This window comes from Marinobacter arenosus (genome assembly GCF_019264345.1).
Classification (GTDB): Bacteria; Pseudomonadota; Gammaproteobacteria; order Pseudomonadales; family Oleiphilaceae; genus Marinobacter; species Marinobacter arenosus.
On record NZ_JAHVAO010000001.1, the window covers coordinates 2112683 to 2134987 of the forward strand.

The following is a 22305-nucleotide window of genomic DNA, read 5'->3' on the forward strand; positions in this document are numbered from 1 at the left end:
GATACTGATTATGCGGGACAGGTACCCGCACTGCCAGTTGGCCAGTACAATACGCGCTATGCCGACCGAACCCCAACATTCTGCCTCCCTTGATCTGCCAGATTTCCTCACCGATGAACAACGGGCCATCATCACCGCCGGTTATGAACATTCGGTGATCACTGCCGTGGCCGGCAGTGGCAAGACCTCCACCCTGGCCTGGCGGATCCGCTACCTGCTCCAGCAGGGGCACGACCCCGACCGCATGCTGGTCCTGATGTTCAACCGCAGTGCCCGGGTGGATTTCGAGCGCAAGCTGCAGGAGGTGTGCAGCCAGAGCGGGCTGGCAACGCCGGAGATCCGGACCTATCACGCCATGGGCTTGCGACTGTATAAACGCTTCGTTCGGGAAGGCTACCTGCCGGGCTTTTCCGACAAGATCCTCACCGAGCAGGAAATCAGCTTCCAGGCGTGGCAACTGACCCGGCGGTTGGCGCCGGAGGATCTGGCGGACGAGATCCGGCGCAACAAGAAGGATTTCGTGGAGACGGCCACCGGCTTCATAGACCTGGTCAAGACCACCCTGTCGCCCGCGGAGATTGTCTTCGAGGAACTGGGTTACACCGACAAACACCGCTACCTGATCGACCTGTTCCACAGCTTCGAGCAATGGCGCAAGGGCCAGGGCCGGATCAGCTACGCCGACATGCTCTACGAGCCGGTGATGGCGATTCACCAGAACCCGCCCCTGCAGCGGCTGGTGGGCAACAAGATGGACCTGATCCTGGTGGACGAGTACCAGGACACCAACGAGATCCAGCATCTGCTGCTGAGGTACGTGGCCGGCGACCGGGCCCGGGTAACCGTGGTGGGCGATCCGGACCAGACCATCTACGAATTCCGGGGCGCCAAGCCGGAATTCATCCTCAAGCGCTTCAGCGACGAGTTCGAGAGCCCGCTGGAGCAGACGCTCAGCTACACCTTCCGGTACGGCCATCGGGTCGCACTGCTCGCCAATCACCTGATCTGCCACAACACCGGCCGCAAGGACGTGCAGTGCCACTCGCACCCGTCCACACCTGCCACGGAGGTGACGCTGCACCGGGTTGAGAGCGACAGCGACACCGTCGTGACGATTCTCCAGCAAGCACCCGAGTCGTCTCTGGGTGGAACCGCCATTCTGTTCCGGGTGTGGAGTCAGAGCGTCCCGATCGAGCTGAAACTGCTGGCCCGACAGATTCCCTATCGCATTGATGCTGGCAAGGGCGCGCTGTTCAGCCGGGAAGTTCAGGCCATCGTCTCACTGTTGATGGTGGTCACCGGGCGACTGGCGAACCTGCCGGATAGCGACCGGTTGGAGGTGGCGCGCCAGTTACTGCGGTTCCCCCACGTGGGAATGAAGGAGCCCGAACTGGAGCAACTGGCGCGGTTTCTCGCCGGCTTCTCCGGCGACTGGCACGAACGGCTATTGGCCATGGATTTCGACGCCCTGTCGCCCATGGCCGGCCGGAAACTGCGCAAGCTGGGCGAGGTGTTGGGCCAGTTGCGCGACTACAAGGGTCCGGTCGCCGGACTGATCAGCGTGTACGCCGAACACACCGACCTGTACGAAGGCATCCGAAGCCTGGCGCTGACCCATGAGAGCGCCGAGGAGCGCATCGACACCGTCCAGGGTTTCCGGCAGTACCTGAAAAGCCTGGATGTGGACGCCAACGGTGCCGTTGATCACCTGAACACCCTGAAGCAGCAGGCGGGAGAAAACCGCCCGGGCGGCGTGCTGCTGTCGACCATCCATCGCACCAAGGGGCTCGAGTGGCCACGGGTGATTATTCCCGGTTTGCAGGAAAAGTACCTGCCCTACAGCCCCCGACCCCATGACGATGCCCGCGCCTTTCTCGAGAGCGAACGGCGCCTGCTGTACGTGGCCATGACCCGCACCCGCCAGCAACTTCACCTGATCAGTCGCCCGGCCAGTTCCCAGCCGCACCTGGACGGTGACCAGGGGCCCAGCCGTTTTGTCGGTGAATGCAGTTTCAACCTGTCCAGCGAACTGGGCACCTGGCTGGACGAGCGCATCGAGGAACCGGGGCAGTCGCTGTCACTGGAGGCACCCATTACGCCGGTCGGCCGGCGCTACGCCGAACGCGAAGGCATTGTACTGGAAGGGACCGTGGCCACCGTGTCCGATACCACAGAGGCACTCTGGCACCACGAGCGCCTGAGTCACGCCATTTTCGGCGCGGGACAGGTCGTGGCCGAAGACGAGGGCTCCTTCGAGGTCCGGTTCGACAATGGCGACACCCTGAACTTCAGCAAAAAGAGCGCGCACCTGTATTTCACCCCTCTGGCCCAAAACGACTGAAACCAAACCGATTCCCGGCGCGTAACATTGCTGTAGACGTCGTTCGTGTCTATATTTTTATTGCCCAGCCCCTCGGCCGATAGACACCGGGTATTCCCGCAGTTTCCCGTTGACGCACTCTCAAAAACGAATGATGAACAGGAGGTTCCGCATGAATTTTTTGCGTTCGTGCGCGATGGCTGCCATCGCATCTACCCTGGTATTCCCGGCGGTTGCCGCCGAACGGAAGGACACCGTCTACATCAATCCTTTCGCGGCCTACCAGTATTTCGACGACAAACGCGACCTGAGTGAAGCCGATACCTATGGCGGTGGCCTGGAGTACCGATTTACGGACCGCTGGGCGGTGGAGCCTGTGTACTCCCGCGCCAATGTGGATCGCAAAGGCGCCCCCGGCGAATCCGATTTTGATGAAATTCGCATGGACATCATCTACTACTTTGCCAATCCGACCGAGGCCGTGAACCCTTACGTTTCTTTCGGTGGCGGTCACGCCGATTTCGGTGAGGATGCCAGCGCCCCTCTGACGTCTGGCAGCAATCACGACGAAACCCGGGTTAACGTGGGTACCGGTATTCGCTACAACTTCACCGATTCCTTCTCCCTGCGAGCCGACCTGCGCGAGTTCCACGGTATTGACGAGAGTACCTTTGACACCCAGGTGTCCCTGGGTCTGAGCTTCGCGTTCTATCGCTCGGTCGCTGCACCGGCGGATTCCGACAACGACGGTGTTCCCGACGAGTCCGACGAGTGCCCGGGCACCCCGGCCGGCGCCACCGTCGACAGCACAGGGTGTGAGCCGGACGGCGACCGGGATGGCGTCGCCGACGCCCGGGATGCCTGCCCGGACACCACACTCGGTGCCGAAGTGGATAGCCGAGGTTGCGAGCCGGACAGCGACAACGATGGCGTCATTGACGGTGTCGATCAGTGTCCGAGCACAACTCCGGGTGCCACCGTCGACGAGCGGGGCTGCGAAGGGGTCACCGAAGTCATCCAGACCTTTGAAGTGGACGTCCAGTTCGCCAACAACAGTTCGGTGATCAACAAGGCCTACGATGAGGACCTCCGACGCGTCGCGGACTTCCTCGAGGAAAACCCAAGAACCTTTGTGGAGGTTGCCGGCCATACCGACAGCGTTGGCGATGCGGACTACAACCAGTTCCTGTCCCTGCGTCGGGCCGAGGCCGTGGCCGCGCGCCTGGTCGACTCCCTCGGTGTCGATCCGAGTCGGGTGAAAGCTTCCGGGTATGGGGAGGAGAGGCCGATTGCCCGCAACGATACCGCCGAGGGCCGCGCCGCCAACCGTCGGGTTGAGGCGCTGATTCAGGTCGAACGGTGAAATCGTCGGTACTGGCCGACTGATGCAGTCAAGGCGCCCACATGGGCGCCTTTTTTCTCGGAGGTCCCATGATCAGAGCCGTTTCCGCGTTGGCTCTCCTGTTGTGCACCCTCAACCACCCGCTTGCCGGGGTGTTCCGGTGTAACACCGCCAACGGAGTGATGTATACGGATGAGCCCTGCGAGGGCAACGGGGAAGCGATCACCATTCCGGACAACCGCATCGGCGGCCGTCTGGACAGCAACCTGCCCCCGCCCGCGCCCGACGCTCCGAGGGCTGAGGAGGCAGACGGGAGCGACGACGAAACGACCCGCGAAGCACCAACAGCCTGCCGCTTCATCAATTCCACCGACCTGAGGCGCCATATCGTCCGGGAGGAAATTGTTCGGGGCATGACCCGGGACCACGTGCGCCGGGCCTTTGGCAACCCACCGGAAACCTACACCAGCCCCCAGGAGGTCTGGATCTACCAGACCCGGTACTACGGGGCCCTGTACGAACTCACCTACGTGTACTTTACGGACGGTTGTGTTCAACGGGTGGAATACCGGAAACCCTGACGGCGTCCAGCAACAGGTTTCTGGGCGTGAGGGTGCGGTCGCAGAATTCGCCGAGGCGGACCCGGTAGCCCCGTTCTTCCAGGAAAACCGCATAGTCCAGCACGATCCAGAGCTCCAGGGGGCGACGGAACAGGTGACGTACCAGTTCGTGGCGACGGACCTGCCGCCAGCGACGTTCGCCCACCTCGCGCCAGTGTTCGAAATCGGTCGTATCCGGCAACGCCAGCTTTTTCTTCCCGGCCGCCCAGCGACAGAAGCCTTCAAAGCCCTCATGGATCAGACGGGACGGATGCGACGGCACCGGCAGGTAATCGTCACACCCCCTGAGCTCACGCTGAAGGCCGTCAAACCCCAGGCGCCACTGGCTGACCAACCGAGTCTGCGCCCTCACCCGCGCCGGAGCCGTGACCGTTTCCTGGACCGCCAGCCGTATGTCGTTTGGGGACAGTTCCAGTCGGTTATCACAGCTGGCGGAACGATGGGACAACGGGCGATAGGGGCGAGCGTCGGTCAGGTGGTAGCAGCAGGGAGAAACACTCAGACGCGGCAGGCCGGCCTCGCTGCCGACGCGGATTAGCTGCCGATGCAGATCACCGCAGGCATGCAGGGCGACCCCGTGCACGTTCGCAGGCAGGGCAAGATCGGGTGCCATGACGTCCTGGCACTGCACCGAGACGGCAGCGCCCGCCTGCACCGCCAGCCGGTTGCCATCACGGACCAGCTCCGCGTTCCATTCGAAACCGCGAACCGGTTCCGGGCATCCGGCCGCCAGCGTCCGGGACAGGTGGCCCTTGCCACAGCACCAGTCCAGCACCGACTCCCGAAGGGGCTGGACCGCAGCCGCAAAAGCCCCGGATTGCTGACGCTTGCGCCCCGGCATATCCACGGCCCGGACTTCCGGCAAGGTTGCCCGTGCCACCTCGTGGGCGGAGGGCGACAAATCCGGCAGCTCCACCAACTGGGAATACGCGGTCAATGTCGGCAGGTATTCACCGGCCAGGCTCGCCAATTCAGCCGGATCGTCATCCAGCGCATCGCACTGGCGATCACCAAGGCCGGCGACCAGCCGCGCCAGTCCAGGATAGTCACGGGTCCATCCGGGCACCGGTTCCATGAACGGAGCCGACTGCCAGAGCGGACGGTGTAGAATCAGCCAGTCATTGAGCGCCTGCCAGTGGCTGTAAAAAGATTCGGCAGGGTCGTGTAAACTCGCGGCCGGAGGTAATGTCATGCAACTGGCCTTTGTACTCGTTGAACCCAAGGTTCCTGAAAATGTTGGCGCTGCCGCCCGTGCCCTCTGCACCATGGGGTTCGGCGAGCTCTGGCTGGTCAATTCTGATCAGCACACCCGGCCCGAAGCGCACTGGCTCGCCCATGGCAGCGATCATATTCTCGATAACGCGCGCATTTTCCCCGATCTGGCGTCGGTTAGAAACTCCGTAGACCTGCTGATGGGCACCTCGGCCAAACCACGACACAACCGGACCGACTGGCACCCGCCGTCCAAGCTGCGGGAGCTGGTGTCGGGCAAGGGTCGGTCCGTCGGTACCGCCGCACTGGTATTCGGCCGGGAGGACCGCGGCCTGTCCAACGACGAACTGGCCCTGTGCGACCTGCTGACCGGCATTCCCATGAAGGTACCCTATCCCTCCCTGAACCTGGCCCAGTCCGTCATGCTGTATGCCTGGGAGATGTCCGGGCTGTCGGTTGCCACCAACCCCGTCAGTCACAGTGGGGATGCGGCCCGCCTGGGCGCGCTGCGCAGCCGGCTGGAACAGCTTCTGCCCACCCTGGACGCACCCGCGGACGGCAAACTGTCCCAGTGGGTGTTCGAGCGCTTGCCCATGCTGGGGGAACGTGACATCGGCTTCGTTCACACCCTGTGCGGCAACATCGAGAAGCGGCTGAAACGCGACTGACTGCGCGTCAGGTTATTCACTGAAGCGACCGGGCCGGAAGGCATCCAGACAGACCGACGGAGTCTCGCCGTCAATCACCTGGGCGATCACATCGGCGCTGCCGGCGGACAGGGTCCAGCCAAAGGTGCCATGTCCGGTATTCAGGAACAGGTTGTCCCGTGGCCCCCTTCCGATAATCGCGGGTCCGTCCGGCGTCATTGGACGGAATCCGGTCCAGGTTTCCGCGGCGTCCAGGTCCGCACAGCCAGGGAACCGTGACAGGACAGATTTGCGGATGGTCGCCAGACGCGCCTCCGGGATATCACGATTGAAGTCCGCAAGTTCCACGAAACCGGTGGCCCGCAGCCGGTTGCCAAGGCGAGTGGACACCACCTTGTAGTTGTCGTCGTGGACGGTCGACACCGGGGCATGGTCAGGATTGCTCAGCGGTACGGTCAGGCTGTAGCCCTTGACCGGGTAGATCGGCAGTTCCAGCCCCAGGGGCCGTACCAGCGAACCGGACCAGCAACCGGCGCTGACGACGAAGGCGTCCGCCTCCAGTCGCTCCCGCTCCCCGTCCTCGGTCCTGAGCTCAATGGCCTGCACGGTGCGGTCGTCGCCAAGCAGCCGTTCCGCCTCCACCCGATACCGGAACTTGACGCCCTTGGCCTCGCACGCCTGGGCGAGGGCCTGGGAAAACTGGTGGCAATCGCCGGTACCGTCGGTTTCATAACTCAGCGCGCCGTACAACGGCCCATTACCCACCATGCCGGGTTCGGCTTCCTGCACCTGCTCGGGCGTCAGCAGCCGCGAGGGAATGCCCAGTTCGTCGAGCAGCTCGTGAAGGTCCCGGTACCCCGCCAGTGCTTCCGGGGTGCTGGCCAGGTGGAGCAGACCTTTGTGGTCACCATCGAAGGCCAGATCAAGCTCGCGTTCCAGGGCCAGGAACCGCTCACGGCTGTGCATGCCAAGGCGCAGCATGGCCCGCCGGTTTAAACCGAACAGGCCTGGCGACCGGGCGTAGCGCAGGGTGGCGAACATGAACCTGACGGCCTCGACCGAGGGCGGCATGCGCATTTTCAGCGGACCGTCCTGTTTCAACAGCCAGGGCAGGGCCTTGAACACCATGCCGGGATCCGCCCAGGGGTAAACTACCCCGTAAGAACGCTGGGCAGCATTGCCCTTGCTGGTCTCGTTGCCTGCGACCTCATGCCGTTCCAGCACGGTCACCTCGTGGCCCCGGCGATTCAGTTCGTACGCGGTGGTCACCCCCACAACGCCGCCGCCCACTACAACTACGCGCATCTGCGCCTCCCTGTGTCGGTTTATTTCACGCCCTTGCTGGCCAGAAGTTGACGGTACTCGTCCAGTATCGCCCGGTCTTCTTGCGGGTAGTCCGGGGCCAGCCGCTGCAACTGTTCCGCCAGGATAGCCGCGACAATCCTGCGGGCCTGAGGCTTCCGATCCCCCGGCACCACGAACCAGGGCGCCTCCCGGGAATGGGTCTGGGCCATGGCTTCTTCCGCAAAGGCCGCATACTGATCGCGTTTTTCCCAGCCATCAATATCGGACCGGTCGAATTTCCAGCGCTTGCGGGGTTTGTCCAGTCGCTTCAGCAGCCGACGGCGATGCTCGTCTTCCGACAGGTTCAGCCAGATTTTGACGACCGTGGTGCCCTCCTCCACCAGATTCCACTCGAAGTTTCGGATGGCGTGGTGCCGGTTACGCCAGTTGTAACTTTCGGGGGCATGAACCGGCCAGATGCGTTCACTGATGACCGCCTCATGATGACTTCGGTTGAAGGCAACCATCTCGCCAAACCCGGGCAGGTATGGCACCACGCGCCACAGGAAATCGTGGCGGGTTTCCGCCCCCTGGGGACGACCGAACGACCAGGCATGAAAGCCTGCCGGGTCTGCGTAGGTCGCAAGCGTGCGGATCAGACTGTCCTTGCCACTGGTGTCCGGACCGTGAATGACCACCAGCAGTGCCCGGTTCCGGTTGGCCCACAGCCGGCGCTGGTATTCCCCGATTTCCTCCAGGCTGGACTCCAGTGCCGGTAGCGTGTCGTCATCCTCCAGCAGGTACGGGTAGTCATGGAACCGGGGTTTGTCGGGGTCATAAAACCAGCTATTGGCAAATTTCGAAACACGCATGCCGGGAACTCCCTATCGCTGTCATGGGCGTCAACAATCGTACAAACTGGTAAACTTGTGGCCATTAAATTCTCAGGATAGCAGTCTCTCCGAGGCTGCGATGGAGTTAAACCCACGGCAATGAGCAAAAAACGTCGCGAGATTCCCGTTTTCGATCATCCCATTATCGAAACCCACTGCCACCTGGACTACCTCAAGGACCGCCCTCTGGAGGACACCCTGGATCAGAGCCAACGGGTCAACATCGAGAAGGTGATCACCATTGCCGTGTCCGCGGACAATCTGGCCCGGGTCCGGGAACTGAGCCAGGTTGCACCGTGGGTGTATGGCACCCAGGGCATCCATCCCCACGAGGCGGAAAGCTATTCCGATGCCGCCGAGGCGGAAATCCGGGCCCACGCCAGCGACGACAAGATCGTTGCGGTCGGTGAGATCGGCCTGGATTACTTCTACGACAACGCCGATCGGGACGTGCAGCGCGAGGTCTTCCGTCGTCAGCTTCAGATCGCCTGCGACCACGACCGACCGGTGGTTATCCACAGCCGTGAGGCAGACGACGACACCATCGCGATTCTGCGGGAATTCGAAGACACCCTGAGCCGGCGCGGCGTGATTCACAGCTTTACCTCAGGGCCGGGGCTCGCGCGATATGCGCTGGACCAGGGCTGGTGCCTTGGCTTCAACGGCATCACAACGTTCAAGAAGGCGGAGAATGTGCGCGACATCGTGCGCATGTCGCCCATCGAGCAGATCCTGCTGGAAACCGATGCGCCGTTCCTGACGCCCGTGCCTTACCGCGGCCGTGAAAATGCCCCGTTCTATCTGCCATTCGTGGCGGAAAAGATTGCCGAGGTTAAGGAACTGCCACTGGCCGAGGTGTTGAGTAAAACCTACCAGAACAGCCTGCGGACGTTCTTCCCCAATCAATGATCAAGCGCATTCCCATCTCGGCTTTGAAGGTCGGCATGTACATCACCGACCTCAACAACGACTGGATTCCTCACAACAGCCAGCGCAAGCGAGGCGTCGTTAAAAAAGAGGAAACCATCGAGAAGATCCGCCAGATGGGTGTTGCGTTCGTTTACATCGACGCGTCCAAAGGTTTGGACACCCAGGATTCCGAAACCGCCGCCGAAGTGGATCGGCGCAACGAAGCGGCCCTGCAGACTGCCGGAGAGCAGACGCCCGGTCTACGACCGCACGTGCCGATGGCGGAGGAACTGGTCATTGCCCAGAAGATCCACAGCCAGGCCCAGGGGCTGGTGGGCGATTTCATGAACAACGTCAAGATCGGCGGCGCCATCGACATTGCCCCGATTCACCAGTTGGCCGACGAGTTGCAGAACTCGGTACTGCGTAATGCCAATGCCCTCAGCTGCCTCGGACGCATTCGGGATAAAGACAACTACCTGCTCGAACACTCGGTCAACCTGAGCGTGTTGATGTCCCTGTTTGGCAACTACCGGGGCCTGCCCGCGGACGTTCTGCACCAGACCGTCGTCGGCGCCCTGCTTCACGATCTGGGCAAGATCCTGACGCCCGACGAGATCCTGCACAAACCCGGGAGGCTCTCAGCCGACGAGTTTGAGGTCATGAAACTTCATGCCCGCCATTCCCGTGACATCCTGTCCGCCACCGAGGGAATTGGCGAACTGGCCGTCATCACTGCGGCGCAGCACCACGAACGCCTTGACGGTAGCGGCTACCCCGAGGGCCTCAGGGGCGAGGAAATTTCCGTCTACGGCCGCATGGTTGCCATCACCGATGTCTACGATGCCATTACCTCCGACCGGGTCTACCACAAGGGCATGACACCGACTCAGGGACTGAAAAAACTTCTGGAGTGGAGCGGGGACCATCTGGACCCGTCCCTGGTCAAGCAGTTCATCCGCTGCATCGGCCTGTATCCGGTTGGTTCGATGGTGTTGCTGGAAAGCGGCCGGCTGGGTGTGGTGGTGGAGGCCAATGAGCAGGACCAGCGCCTGCCGGTGGTCCGTGTGATGTACCACACCCGATTCCGCATGCCGATCACGGTGGACACCATCGACCTGGGTCGGTCCGGTACCCAGGACCGCATTCTCCGCTCGGTGGATCCCGAGGACTACCGGATCGATGTTCGTAAGTTCATGGTCTGAGCCCTGGGGTCGAGAGCGCCCTCTGCTAAGCTTGCAATAACCCCTGACCGGAAAACCCGATGTTCCGATGATTGCCTCCATCTTCCAGATTCTTGGCGGCCTCGCGCTATTTCTGCTGGCCATGGAAATGATGACCGACGGCCTGAAACACGCCGCCGGGCCCCAGTTGCGCCACATGCTCTCGGACTGGACCAAAACCCCGTTGAAGGGGTTTGGTACCGGGGTACTGATCACAGGCATCGTGCAATCATCCAGCGCTGTCACCGTTGCCACCATCGGCTTCGTAAACGCCGGGCTGCTGAGCCTCGGCCAATCCCTTGGCGTGGTCTTCGGCGCCAACGTCGGGACCACGATGACCGGGTGGCTGGTCAGCCTGGTGGGCTTCGACATCAAGATTGAAGCGTTTGCCATGCCCCTGCTGGCCCTGGGCATGGCGCTGAGACTGCTCAGTTCGGGGCATCGGAGCAGGGCCGTGGGCGAGGCGTTGGCCGGCTTTGCCCTGTTTTTCCTGGCGTTGTCGCTACTGAAGGATTCACTCGGAGTCATTACGGAGGGAGTGGACGGCCAAGGCATGCTGGGCCAACAATACGGCCTGCCCCTGTTTGTCCTGTTCGGGTTCCTGGCCACCCTGCTTACCCAGTCCTCAAGTGCGGCCCTGGCCATCATTCTCAGTGCCGCTGCCAGCAACCTCCTGTCCCTTGAGAACGCGGCCGCCGCCGTCATTGGTGCCAACCTGGGGACGACGTCCACGGCCGCGATTGCGGTACTCAGCGCGACGGCCAACGCCCGACGACTCGCGCTCGGACACGTCACGTTCAATCTGGTGACCGGTGCCATCGCCGTGGCCATCCTACCGCTGCTGCTCTGGCTGGTCGCCGCACTGGCCCGATGGTTTGAGCTGGGTGCCAGTCCGGCCGTGTCGCTGGCCTTGTTCCACACCCTGTTCAACGTTCTCGGCGCCGCCATCATGCTGCCCTTCGCCCCCCGACTTGCCTATTTCCTGGGCCGGCTGTTCCGCAGCAAGGAGGAGGACAATGCCGAACCCCGCTATCTCGACGACACGCTGGTGACGACACCCGAGCTCGCCGTTGGGGCGGTGGACGAGGAAATGAAGCGGTTGATCAATTTGGCCCGGGGGCTGCTGAGAGTCTGTGTCGACCGGGAAGGGTTGAAGCCCGGCCAGATACAGCCGAAGTCCGAAGCGGCTCTCAGCCTCAATACCGCCATCAACGACTACATCGCCCGCTTGCGCGCGGAAAGAATGCACCCCTCAACGGTCGACGCTCTCACGCAAAGCATCCGGACGTGTCGCTACCTGGTGGAGACCATCGCGCTGGCGCCTGCGCTGTTGCGTCTGCAAGCCGCCCGCCATGAACCGGAGTTCGCGCCGCTCAGGCCCGGCCTCGAGAATTACCTGAATGTGCTTCGTGCGTTGATTGCTTCTGAGGGTGCGTCGTCCGAGACCTTCAACGACGCGGAGCGGACCTATCATCAATTGAAATCGACCCTGCTCGGAATGGTCGTGCGGCGCGACGTTCCGACCAGTTCCGGAGACCGGCTTCTGGACGATCTCAGTTCGGTCCGACGTCTGTCGGACCAATGGAGCAAATCCCTGCAATGGACGCCGGCAACAGACACCCTGCCCGGCGAGAACTAGATGCTATCGGGGAAGAACCGACAATAACGATTTTTGCCCAGCTGCTTGGCTCGGTACATGGCCTGATCTGCCTGACGCAGGAGTTGGTCACCGTCGAGATCGGGCAACTGGGGGAAGAGGGTATAGCCAACACTGGCAGACACCTTAATGGAATGATTCGACACCCAGACCGGTGTCGAAACCGCTCGCAACAAACGCGACAGCAACCCCTCCAGATCGTCCTCGTCGGGAACGTTGACCACCACCGCGGCGAACTCATCTCCACCGAGGCGAGCCAGCGTATCCTCTTCCCGCAATGCCAGGCGCATCCGCTCGGCCACCTGCACCAGAAGCTTGTCCCCCGCCTCATGGCCAAAGGCGTCGTTGACCGGCTTGAACTCATCCAGATCAATGTAGACAACGGCAATCCGGTATTCCTGGCGTCGGGCCTGGGCCATGGCCTGCTGCAGCCGATCGGCAAACAGTACCCGGTTTGGCAGACCGGTCAGAGCATCGTAGTGCGCCAGCGTGAGCAGTTTTTGCTCCTGCTCTTTCAGGCGGGTAACGTCACTGAAAATGCCGACAAAGTGGGTAATCTTCCCCATGTCGTCGCGAACTGAGCTGATGGTCACGGCCAGGGAAAGGGGGGCGCCGTCGCCCCGGGTGGCGGTGAACTCACCGTGCCAGAAACCCTGATTGCGGGCACTCTGGAACACGCTGCTGCCCTCATCCATGGGCAGAGGCGGTGGCTGGCCGATGGCATAACTGCGGGGGCTACGGGTAATCGACACGAAGGCATCGTTCACATCCACCACGATGCCGTGGCGGTCGGTGATGAAAATGGCCTCCCGGGCGTAATCAAACACGCTGGCCGCCAGTCGCTGCTTCTGTTCCGCCTGTTTGCGCCCAGTGATGTCATACAGCGAGCACAGGAGGAAAGGGACCGACTCATTGGCGTCGTGAGCCGGGGCGATGGTCATATCGACCCAGACATCGCTTCCGTCCGCGCGCTGGAAGACCCATTCGCCATGGTTTACTTCCCCCCTGCTCACCCGGGCGACCAACGCCTCCATTTTCTGGCGGGACAGCGTGCCATCGGGCTGCTGATCGGGAGAAAAGCTGGCGATATCCTTGCCCAGCAGCGACTGCCGGGAGGCGTACCCGAACAAGTCAACCGCAGCCCGGTTGGTGCCTACAAACACACCGCCCTGAATCATCAGCATGGGTTGTGGCCAGCTCACGATGAGTCGGCGCAATCGCCCCTGCTCGACCGTCAGCTGGCGCGTCCGCTTGGCCAGCCACAGGGTGCTGGTGACCAGCAGCATCACCAGGACCAGCACCGTGAACACCCAGATCCGGTACTGATGCAGGGCATCAACCCAGGTGACCTCAGGCACCTGATCGTAGGGCGCAATGCGCAGCTGGCGGGCCAGGTATTCCACGGACTGGTAGTCCGCCGGTGGCGAGAAACCGGCAATGCCCGCCGCGCGGGCAACGGCAGAATCTTCCTCCAGGGCAAACAGGGCGGAAGCGGTCCGCCGGATCATCCCGCTGTCGACATGAGGGAGCGCCACCAGGGGCCACTCCGGGTACAGCCGTGTGGACACCCGGAACGGAAATCCTGTGAGCTGCTGCTCGTTCAACACCCGTAGCTGTTGCATCAGCTCCGGCTGGCTCACGGACAACTGCTCCAGGACCCCGGACCGGACGAAGCCGACGTCGGCATCACCCGCCATGACCGCACGAATAACCCGGTCGTGACTGCCAACCCGTTTAATCAGATTATGACGACGAATATCCAGCCCCGCCTCCATCAGCTCCAGCACCTGGGCCTGGTATCCCCCCAGAAAGTGGTCCCCGGGCGTCGCGATGCTCTTGCCCCGAATATCAGCAAGACCGTTGATGTCTGTGCGATCCGCACCGGTAATGATGACGCCACCCAGGCTGGTTGTGGACGTCCCGTTCCACGTCCGCATCACCGTGGCGAGCACACCGGTCAGGCTTCGTTCACTTCGAATCATCAGGAAATGGCTGGGGTTGGTGACAATAAAATCCAGCCGGTTGGAGGCCAGTGCACGATTCATCTCGTCCTGGTTCAGCAATCGCAGCTCGACGGGTTTGCCAATGGCCTCGGACAAATAGGCGGTCAGAGGCTCATACCGATCCCGCAGGATGGCCTCGGGTCGCGAGGCGAACACTCCGAAAGTCAGCGTCGGACCGGTCGCCGAGGCCACGGTTGGCAACAGGACAGCCAGTTGCAGGAGCATGAGGGACACCCCCAGCCGTAGAGCCTTCAAATGACACTCCGTGGCAGAAAGGAGGGATCACAGAGTCGACGGGAATTGGGCATCTGACCAATCATGCCCTCGCTCATCATGATGTGCCCCAGGTTACGCGCGATCATTTCAATCCTGCCGGTCGACGCAAGGTAGCGCTGATTTGCGGCCAGGTCAGGCAGCATCACCGTTGCCAGCGCCTTCCGGATTGCAGCCGGGGAGGTGTTCTGGCGACTGGCGACGCGGTAGACCGAATCGTGGAGGTTGCGGACCAGGTGCTTCAGCCCTGAGAAATGAGCGGCCAGAAGATCCCGGACCGCCCGGGGATTGTTCCGGGTTATTTCCCGATTCACCACGAGCACATCAAAGATGGTCTCGGGCAGGTCCCCACTGTCGAACAGCCGGACACCGCCCTGACTTTGCAGGATCGAGGCGACAGGTTCATAACAGACGGACGCATCCACTTGCCCACGCCGCCAGGCGTCGAGGTGCTCATTGACCGGGAGGTCAACCTGGATGATGTCGTCACGACGGAGTCCGGCCCGCTCCAGAATCTTGATCAGCATGATACCGGACACGCCGGTGAGTTCGACCGCAACCCGCTGACCTTTGAGTTCCCGCAGCTCCCCGATAGAGGGCCGCACCACCAGCACATCGGCGCCTGCCGACACGTCCGTCACCCCGACGACAACCAGATCCCCACCCTGATCCTTGACCCGCAGCATCTCATCCAGTGTCAGTGCCGCACCGTCAAGCTCACCGGCGAGTAAACCGGCCATGGAATCCGCCGCGGCCGCCCCCTTGAGCAACGTAACCGACTCGGGAAGCCAGCCGAATTCCTCGGCAAGATACAGGGGTTCGTAGCCAATCCAGGGGTGGATGCCCATCCGGAGCGGTTGTGCGCGGCCACATCCGGAAAGGCCCGACGCCGCCATAGCGGCGGCAACCGAGAACCCTAGAAAGTGGCGACGATGCATTGATCACTCCGCGACGGAGAAGTTACCTTCTTTTAATCTTACTGTGTGCGCCCGTGCCGGTAAAACCCTTACCGGTGTTGCGCCGGAGCAATTTAGCCCAGAGACAGGAAAATCCCCATCAGGATGGGCGACAGAAACGACAGCAGGAAGCCCGAGGCAATTGCCACAGGCACACACGCCAGACCTCCACTGCTGCGTATCACCGGCAATGTGAAATCCATCGCCGTGGCGCCGCCATAGCCAATCGCCATGGCCGGTCGGCTCGCAATCAACACGGGAATGATGGCCAGGGCGATGATTTCCCGCAAGACATCATTGAGGAAGGCAACGCCGCCCCACGCCGGTCCCAACGCCTCGCCCACCACAATCCCGGACAGCGAGTACCAGCCAAATCCGGAGGCCAGCGCCAGAACATCGTGCCATGGCAGGGCCAGCACCGGAATCAAAGCGGCGCCTGCCACCAGAGAGCTCACAGTCAGTGCCAGGGCGATACCCAGACCCTGTCGGTTCATCAGCAACTTACGAAGCGATAGTCCGGCGTTGCGGAGCTGGAGCCCGATCAGGAATAACAGCAGCATCAGTGACCAGGTCGCAACATCCTCGACCAGGGGCAGTGGCGGCAGCAGGAAATAGCCGGCAAGCAGACCAACCAGAACCGCGAGCAGCGGCTTGAGACCTGCCATGAACAGGCGACGGTATCCCGGGCGCTCGTTGACCTCGCCCTGTTCAGTCGCCATGGGCAGACAGCGATGCAACAGCCAGAGTCCGGCCATGTTCGCCACAAACAGGACACTGACCAGCGCGACCACCTGCACCGCCATATCACCGAGTTGGTTGGCGAGCCCTTCCATCTGCCCCAGCCCCAAGCCCAGCAGGGCGAGAATGAAATAGACAAGGCTCTCCACCAGGTAGTGAATCATTGTCATGGCCCGGCGGTTTTCCAGGGACAGGGCAAAGCCCAAAAACAGGGGAGCAAGAATCAGCAGTGCGCCGGTCAGCATGGTTTCCTCAGGAAGAATAATGGGAGGTGTCGATCAGAAAAGGGGTTCGAACTGGTCGGGATCCAGTGTGTGACGGTCAGTGCCGCTGGCCTGGTCGGGACGCAGTGCACGGGCCAGCCGCTGGGCCGTCACCGACCACACCACGTAATCCGAGGGGCGCGGCTCGTACCCATTTCCCATCAAGGCGCCGGCGGTACTGCGCAAGACGGATTCGGCCCGGGCCAGCGTGGACCAGGGCCCCTGGCAATGCTTGCGTTCGGGCTGCCCCTGATCCGGCCCGGTCAGGGCCACCAGTGCCCAGGTGCCCTCACCCACCGGCCTGATGAACAGCTCAAGGCGGTGATCCCGGCGCACCATCACCAGGGCCTTCAGCGGGCCGCGACCGTGAAAGTAGTGCAGATTCATCTCAGATCCACGGTGCGATCAATGCAGGACATGGCCGGACCGATCCTGGACCAGTACCCAGGGCGCAATCACCACCGCCCAGAGTTCGGTATTGCTGTCGTACCAGGCCTGGGCCAGGTCCGCCGGGATATCGCCCACTTTGCCGTCGGTCATCCATTGCTGGAACCGGGATTTGTTGTCGGCTGCCAACTCGGTCGCCACCTCCAGCAAGTCGAGCTCCGGCGCAACCCGGACCACTTGCCCGCGGGCAAAATAGGTTTGCAGGTCGTGCCAGTGGATGCGGGACGTTTCCAGATTCAGCTTTGCTTTCAGCTCATCCTGGGAGGGTTCAGACGACATGACAGGGGCCTCAATAATACCAGGGATTCGTTTCCAACAGGGTAACCGAATCGCTGGCTGCGACACCAGCGCGAGCCGTCAGATTGGGTCATTGCGGGTGTGCTTTGGCGTCGAGGCTGTCCCATATCTCGCGAATCCGATCCGGCAGTGCCATGGGATCGAAGGGCTTGGGAATCACCGCAGCCGCTCCCTGCGACAAGTACCCGCTGACCTCGTCGGGCTGCACTTTTGCGGTCATGAACACCGCGGGGGTTCGGGCAAATCCCGGTCGCTGGCGAATCGCCTTCAGCGTGGTCGGGCCGTCCATGCCGGGCATCATCACGTCGAGCACGATCAGCTGCGGCTGGAATGACTCAAGAGTCTCCAGCGCGCTCTGGCCGGACGCGCAGGTTTTCAGGGTAAAGCCCCCAACCGCTTCCAGGGCAAGCTCGGCCACCGCGCGGATGTCTTCCTCGTCTTCCACCAACATGATCTTTTCCAGCTCACTACCTGCGTCTGCCATCTCATCCGCCCTCATCGTCTTTGCCCGGTGCGTTCCCCGTTGCCTGCCATTCTTCGAGTCCAAGTTGCCGCAACAGCCTGCTGCGTTCTTCGTCCCGCGCCGATTCACTGGTCACCAGTGCCGCAGCGCGCATGATCAACCGATCCTGCGTCACGTTCTCCCGGGGAACATGGTGGACCGCACCGATCCGTTGCCGGAGTTCCAACGGCAATCGCCACTGGACCTTGAGCCGGTTTCCATAGGGCTGGGCCCAGTCCTTGATCGCCTGCACCATGGTCTGGTCCGTCAGCTCCCCACCCTGTTTCAGGAACCGGTCCATCACTTTCAATACCGCCAGCTCACCGATGCGACTCAACAGTCCGGCCGTCTGAAAAGGCGCCGAGTTTTTGCCCAGCGCCTGCGCCATCCGTTGGGCCTCTCCGACGACGGCTTCCGCCTGTTTCTGGTAACTGACCGCCATCGCCGTCAGGGCGTCGGTGGAGAAAGCAGCACTGACATCCAAAGCCAACGCCAGCGCCTGGTTCAGGGCCATGGGCACGCCCATCAGAGAAATCGCGTCCCGGAGGTTGGCCTGGGGGGCGCCCGTCCTGCGGAACGAGGACCGGTTGGCGACATCCAGCAGTCGCGCCGTCAGAGATGCGTCGTTCCGCCAACGCTCTGCCAGCTGTCCCGACGAGAGCCCGTCCGCCCTAGCCATCAATTCGAGCACACTGGCCGCATCCGTTCTTGCCGGAAGCTGGATGACGGTATCGAGCCCAGCCGTGAGCATGTCTTCCAGCGAATCGGACTCGGGGGCAGCCTCGGGCAAGGCCTGACCAATCATCGCCATCAGGCGTTCGTGCAGCATCTCGACGTTGAAGGGTTTGCTGATATAACCGTTGATGCGGTAATGGGCTGCCTTCAGGATCGACTCCCGGTCGGCTCGACCCGTAATCATGACAATGGCAACCTCGGTGTCCCTGGACCGGACCTGACGAATGATTTCGAGACCCGACCCATCCGGCAGATTCCAGTCAACAATCAGCAGGCCCGGCTTGTTGCTCTGCCAAACCGACATGGCCTCCTGAAAACCAGAGGCCTTGGATACCGTCATGGCCGGATGGAGCCCCGCCACGACCGTTTCCAGAAGATCGGCCATCAGATCATCATCTTCTACAACCAGGGCATCCATAAATCAGCTGACCGTCCCGACCGATGTCGATTCATCGCCACTCACAGTCACGCCATTGCGGCCGCCCTGCTTGCGCCGGTACAGGGCCTGATCCGCCGCTTCCAGGGCATCGTCACTGGTGGGGTAGTCCCCGAGCGACGCCAGACCAACACTCAGGGTCACGGAAAATTCCCGGTCACCGCCACTGAATACGATCCCGGCCATATGGTCGCACACGGACTGAAGAACACGGTGTGCGTCCTCGACCGGACAGTCGGGCAGCACAACCACAAACTCTTCACCACCGTACCGGCCAATCACGTCCGATGTCCTAAGCCGGTGTCGAAGCAGGTTTGCCAACCCCTTGATGACGATGTCCCCGGTTCTGTGGCCATACCGGTCGTTGACCTGTTTGAAGTGATCAAGGTCCAACATCGCGACGACCGACGTCTGGTTCAGGCGCATGCAACGGGCGTGCTCTTTCTGAATTTCGGATTTGGCCAACGAGTGCTTGAGCAGCCCTGTCAGGCTGTCCCGAGAGGCCAGTTTGTCCAGCTGCCGGGCTCGGTAACAATGCACGGACACGGCACGGAGCAGGAACGCATCCGATACCGGCTTGGCAAGAAAATCATCACCACCCTGAGACAACGCCTCAACCTGGAATTCCCGATCTTCCTCGGAGGACAGAAAAATGATCGGAAGCCCCAGCCATTCCGGATCGAAGCGAAGCATCCGGGCCAGACTGGGGCCACTGAACTGCCCCATCTGGACGTCCATCAGGACGATGTCTGGCCTGAACTCCGAAAGGACTGTCAGAATCTGCGCCGGGTCGTTAACCCGCCGAACGTCCATCCCGCCGTTTTCCAGCACCAGGCCATAGTGTTCAAGCAACTCGGGATCGTCATCCACAATCATGACCCGGCTGGAGTGACCTTCATTGTGATCCGAAATTAGCCGCGCCATGTAATCCGCAAGAACGGGAATATCCACGGGCTCGCAAACAAAGCCGTCGATTCCCCGCTCTGCCAGCGCGTAACGCCCCAGGAAGGAATCTTCAGCCCCGACACAGATAACAGGAGGCATGTCCGCCATCGCGTTGAAGGTGGCGCGTTCGCGGATCACAAGTTCGTCCCTGACAATCAGCGCGGAGACTCCGGCCAAACCGTTCGCCAGTGCACTGTCCATGGAAGGAAAGACGTTGGCCAGGAATCCGTGGAACTCCAGGCCACACATCAGGTCACGAGCCAGATCCTGATCAGGATCGACAATCAGCACAACGGATTCGTCCGGACTACCGCCCACTCTGAGTGGCGAAGCGGCGGACTGGGGCCGGACCGAATCCTGCTCGAGGGACAACAGACTGTCCAGGTTGGCGATCCGCGACGCGAAGGCCGGGTTGATCACATCACGGACCTGCTCGGGGGCCAGGGCGGAATCAGACGGGCCATCGTCACTGCCAATCAGCGGCTTAACCATCATTTCCAGTGAACGCGCTTCCTCGCCAAGCGCGGTGTAGCCAAAGGTGCCCGCTGATCCTGCCAGTCTGTGCAGGGAATGGTAGACGGAGGCAATGTCACTGGCACAGACCTCTCCCGCACGAAACCGGCCTACCGCCGACTGCAAGAGCCCTATATCCGTCGTTGCTTTATCCTTGAACCGCAGCTTCAGAAGTTCCAGCTTCCGTGCAACCTCAGATTTTTTCTCTTCAGACATGGCCCTTCCGTGTAATCTGCTCCACTATTGGATTGTGCCAGACTCCCAGTCACATAAAAGCAGCATTTCCAGGAAAGTACCAGAAGGAAGTCGGTTTGAGCTCATTGTCCCTGGGCACCCGAATTGCCCTGATCATCCTTGTCGGAACCGTTGCAACGGTGGGTTCCGTGCTTTTGATTGCCTACGGGGCCCTGGTCGATGATTTCGAAACCATCCTGACCAAACAGCAGTTGAATGAAACCCGGCGCATTTCAGCCGAGGTCGACCAGCGGTTGCAGTTGAAGTTGGATGTGCTTGCGGAATCCGCCACCATGCTCACGGACGGCGAAAGGCTGCACAGCCTTGAGGACATCTCGGAACAACTCGAGCGCCAGAGGCTCCTGCGGTCCCTGTTCCCGGACGGCATCCTCGTGTTCGATGACAAGGCAACCGCCATTGCAGAGACGATCTCTGTGCCCGGACGCATCGGCACCAATTATGCGGACCGGGAACATTTCAGAGAGGCCATGAGAACCCGGCAACCGGTCATCAGCCGCCCGATCATGGGCCGCACGACCGGCGTACCACTGATATCCTTCATCGCGCCCATTCAAACGGACGACGACGATCTCCTCGGGTTTCTCAGCGGCACCATCAACCTGGGCGAAACCAGTATTATTCCAGCGGACATGCTGAGCGAAATTGCCAACGACGACGCCAGATTCCGGGTCATCGATACCAACAATTTCCTGTACATCGAAGGTGGACCGACAGCCGATCGGGGCATCCAGTCCTTACCGCCCCCCGGTGAAAACCCACTGATTGACGCCGCTCTGTCTGGCATCAGCTTTGGCACCACCGAGGGGCCTGATGGCCAACTCCTCATCTACGCCACCAGCCACCTGCAGAAGCTCGGCTGGCAGTTCATTCGTGCCGTCCCATTCGAATGGGCGACGGCTCCGGCGGAAGCCTCGTTCGTGCGTTTCTTCGGGATCAGTCTGGGCATCGCTGTCCTGATCGCCCTGATCAGCTATCGGCTCAGCCGATACGCCACCACCCCCCTGGATCGCATGACCCGGAAAATCGAGAACATGGTCCGGAACCCCTCCGAAGCAGCCCGGCTGGACAACTCGGGCCCCGTGGAGGTGCGAAATCTGGCCCTGGCCTTCAACCGCCTGATGGACGAGCGAGATGCCATCGCTCAGATGAAAGAGCACTTCGTCTCCAACGTCAGTCACGAACTGCGCACCCCCCTGACCTCAATCAACGGCGCACTGCGCCTGATCCAATCCGGGGCCGCAGGCGACCTGCCTGAGCGGGCGCAACAAATGAGCACCCTGGCGCTGCGAAACGGGGAGCGGCTGCAACTTCTCATTTCAGACCTGCTGGATTTCAGCAAGCTGTCTGCGGGCCAAATGGCGGTATCGCTGGGACAGGAGACACTGCACCCAATCATCGACGCTGCGGTTTCAGGCAATCAGGCCATGGCAAGCGATCATGAGGTTACCCTGACGGCCACCTGCGACCCCCGCCATACGGTCATTGCCGATCCGCACCGGTTACGGCAGATACTCGACAACTTCGTCAGCAATGCCATTAAATTTTCGCCGGCCAGGGGCAAGGTGGACATCCGGGTAGAGCGCAGTGGCTCCGAATCGCTGCGAATTACCGTGCGGGACAGCGGCGAAGGGGTGCCCGAAACCTTCATGGAGCGGCTGTTCGAACGATTCGCCCAGGCGGAGACAGGCAGCACACGATCAACAAAAGGCACGGGCCTGGGGCTGGCGATCTGCAGGGAGCTCATCGCCCTGATGGACGGCCGCATCGGCTATTACTACGATCAGGGAGCCCATTTCTGGATTGAGCTGCCCGTCGCCGGACAAGAGACCTGACTG

Annotated in this window: 19 protein-coding genes; 8 read left to right on the top strand and 11 right to left on the bottom strand. The window is 61.7% G+C overall.

Going from position 1 to position 22305, the window contains the following annotated elements; genetic code table 11:
• Positions 1-10 precede the first annotated feature (10 nt).
• From KXD86_RS09825 to KXD86_RS09835, 3 genes are all read left to right on the top strand, one after another.
• On the top strand, positions 11-2341 hold the full coding sequence (locus KXD86_RS09825) for an ATP-dependent helicase (RefSeq protein ID WP_218636791.1): 2331 nt from the start codon (positions 11-13) through the stop codon (positions 2339-2341).
• A 151-nt stretch (positions 2342-2492) separates the two neighbouring features.
• Complete coding sequence (locus KXD86_RS09830) at positions 2493-3683, top strand: OmpA family protein (protein ID WP_218635844.1); 1191 nt, start codon at positions 2493-2495, stop codon at positions 3681-3683.
• A gap of 68 nt (positions 3684-3751) precedes the next feature.
• A complete protein-coding gene (locus KXD86_RS09835; RefSeq protein ID WP_218635845.1) occupies positions 3752-4243 on the top strand; it encodes a DUF4124 domain-containing protein in 492 nt (163 codons plus the stop codon).
• Here the strand turns inward: KXD86_RS09835 and KXD86_RS09840 are convergent.
• Positions 4200-5474: a methyltransferase gene (locus tag KXD86_RS09840; RefSeq protein ID WP_218635846.1), complete on the bottom strand. Its 1275-nt coding sequence runs from the start codon at positions 5472-5474 to the stop codon at positions 4200-4202. The two genes, KXD86_RS09835 and KXD86_RS09840, sit on opposite strands and share 44 nt — an antisense overlap.
• Between KXD86_RS09840 and KXD86_RS09845 the strand changes: the two genes are divergently transcribed.
• Complete coding sequence (locus KXD86_RS09845) at positions 5473-6162, top strand: tRNA/rRNA methyltransferase (RefSeq protein ID WP_218635847.1); 690 nt, start codon at positions 5473-5475, stop codon at positions 6160-6162. The genes KXD86_RS09840 and KXD86_RS09845 overlap by 2 nt on opposite strands.
• 12 nt (positions 6163-6174) lie before the next feature.
• Here KXD86_RS09845 and KXD86_RS09850 read toward each other — a convergent pair whose 3' ends face one another.
• On the bottom strand, positions 6175-7470 hold the full coding sequence (locus KXD86_RS09850) for a D-amino acid dehydrogenase (protein ID WP_312846304.1): 1296 nt from the start codon (positions 7468-7470) through the stop codon (positions 6175-6177).
• The gene (locus KXD86_RS09855) at positions 7467-8297 is read right to left on the bottom strand and encodes a polyphosphate kinase 2 family protein (protein ID WP_218635849.1); all 831 of its coding nucleotides are present in this window, start codon (positions 8295-8297) and stop codon (positions 7467-7469) included. The genes KXD86_RS09850 and KXD86_RS09855 overlap by 4 nt, the downstream gene beginning before the upstream one ends.
• A gap of 120 nt (positions 8298-8417) precedes the next feature.
• Between KXD86_RS09855 and KXD86_RS09860 the strand changes: the two genes are divergently transcribed.
• The 3 genes from KXD86_RS09860 (at position 8418) to KXD86_RS09870 (ending at position 12089) form a co-directional block, all read left to right on the top strand.
• Positions 8418-9227 carry a TatD family hydrolase gene (locus KXD86_RS09860; RefSeq protein WP_218635850.1) on the top strand — a complete coding sequence of 270 codons (810 nt, stop codon included), beginning with the start codon at positions 8418-8420 and terminating at the stop codon, positions 9225-9227.
• Positions 9224-10432: a cyclic di-GMP phosphodiesterase gene (locus KXD86_RS09865; RefSeq protein ID WP_218635851.1), complete on the top strand. Its 1209-nt coding sequence runs from the start codon at positions 9224-9226 to the stop codon at positions 10430-10432. The genes KXD86_RS09860 and KXD86_RS09865 overlap by 4 nt, the downstream gene beginning before the upstream one ends.
• A 67-nt stretch (positions 10433-10499) precedes the next feature.
• Entirely contained in the window at positions 10500-12089 is a 1590-nt protein-coding gene (locus KXD86_RS09870; RefSeq protein WP_218635852.1) for a Na/Pi cotransporter family protein, read from the top strand.
• Here KXD86_RS09870 and KXD86_RS09875 read toward each other — a convergent pair.
• The 8 genes from KXD86_RS09875 to KXD86_RS09910 form a co-directional block, all read right to left on the bottom strand.
• Positions 12086-14365, bottom strand: coding sequence for a diguanylate cyclase domain-containing protein (locus KXD86_RS09875; RefSeq protein WP_228739364.1), 2280 nt, complete (start codon positions 14363-14365; stop codon positions 12086-12088). The two genes, KXD86_RS09870 and KXD86_RS09875, sit on opposite strands and share 4 nt — an antisense overlap.
• Positions 14362-15321 carry an ABC transporter substrate-binding protein gene (locus tag KXD86_RS09880; protein ID WP_218635853.1) on the bottom strand — a complete coding sequence of 320 codons (960 nt, stop codon included), beginning with the start codon at positions 15319-15321 and terminating at the stop codon, positions 14362-14364. The genes KXD86_RS09875 and KXD86_RS09880 overlap by 4 nt, the downstream gene beginning before the upstream one ends.
• Positions 15322-15413: 92 nt before the next feature.
• Positions 15414-16322 (bottom strand): LysO family transporter, encoded by a 909-nt coding sequence (locus tag KXD86_RS09885; protein WP_218635854.1) that lies wholly within the window; start codon positions 16320-16322, stop codon positions 15414-15416.
• A 33-nt stretch (positions 16323-16355) separates the two neighbouring features.
• The gene (locus KXD86_RS09890) at positions 16356-16727 is read right to left on the bottom strand and encodes a PA4575 family protein (protein WP_218635855.1); all 372 of its coding nucleotides are present in this window, start codon (positions 16725-16727) and stop codon (positions 16356-16358) included.
• An 18-nt stretch (positions 16728-16745) separates the two neighbouring features.
• Positions 16746-17066: a DUF2288 domain-containing protein gene (locus tag KXD86_RS09895; RefSeq protein WP_218635856.1), complete on the bottom strand. Its 321-nt coding sequence runs from the start codon at positions 17064-17066 to the stop codon at positions 16746-16748.
• Positions 17067-17154: 88 nt separating this feature from the next.
• Positions 17155-17568 carry a response regulator gene (locus KXD86_RS09900; RefSeq protein ID WP_218635857.1) on the bottom strand — a complete coding sequence of 138 codons (414 nt, stop codon included), beginning with the start codon at positions 17566-17568 and terminating at the stop codon, positions 17155-17157.
• Between the two features lies 1 nt (position 17569).
• On the bottom strand, positions 17570-18739 hold the full coding sequence (locus KXD86_RS09905; RefSeq protein WP_218635858.1) for a response regulator: 1170 nt from the start codon (positions 18737-18739) through the stop codon (positions 17570-17572).
• Positions 18740-18742: 3 nt separating this feature from the next.
• Entirely contained in the window at positions 18743-20431 is a 1689-nt protein-coding gene (locus KXD86_RS09910) for a diguanylate cyclase (RefSeq protein ID WP_218635859.1), read from the bottom strand.
• Between the two features lie 95 nt (positions 20432-20526).
• Between KXD86_RS09910 and KXD86_RS09915 the strand changes: the two genes are divergently transcribed.
• Entirely contained in the window at positions 20527-22302 is a 1776-nt protein-coding gene (locus KXD86_RS09915) for a sensor histidine kinase (protein WP_218635860.1), read from the top strand.
• Positions 22303-22305 lie beyond the last annotated feature (3 nt).